Below are 371 nucleotides of genomic sequence, written 5' to 3'. Positions count from 1 at the left end.
GCCTTTACTGATCGCTTAGAGCTTGAGTATCGCCGCTGGATCCGCGCGCAACACTCGCTACGCGTAGTACTGCTCGACATCGACAACTTCAAAGCAATTAACGATAGCTTTGGTTACACCGCGGGCGACAAAGCACTCAAGATCATCGCAAGAACTATTACCAAAGAAGCAGGCACCACCGATACTGTGGCACGTTTTTCAGGTGAAGAGTTTGTGTTATTGCTGCCAGAGCAAACCGATGAATATTGCCATCAGGTGATTCAGAACATTCAAACTCAAGTAAGCCGCCTGCCCTTTAAATTCCGTGACCAGCAAATCACGATCACTTTATGCGCGGCAAGTACTCAGTTTAAAGAGTCAGATACACCTGA

At 47.4% G+C, this 371-nt stretch carries 1 protein-coding gene; it reads left to right on the top strand.

The genetic code is table 11. From position 1 onward, the window contains the following. Positions 1-371: GGDEF domain-containing protein (locus tag AB4486_RS27595; RefSeq protein ID WP_372119987.1), on the top strand; the 371-nt coding region annotated here is incomplete at both ends.

It is taken from the genome of Vibrio sp. 10N.222.55.C6 (assembly GCF_041473395.1).
Classification (GTDB): domain Bacteria; phylum Pseudomonadota; class Gammaproteobacteria; order Enterobacterales; family Vibrionaceae; genus Vibrio; species Vibrio crassostreae_C.
The sequence above is the reverse complement of the archived record's forward strand: the minus strand, read 5'-3'. Positions and strand labels throughout refer to the sequence as shown.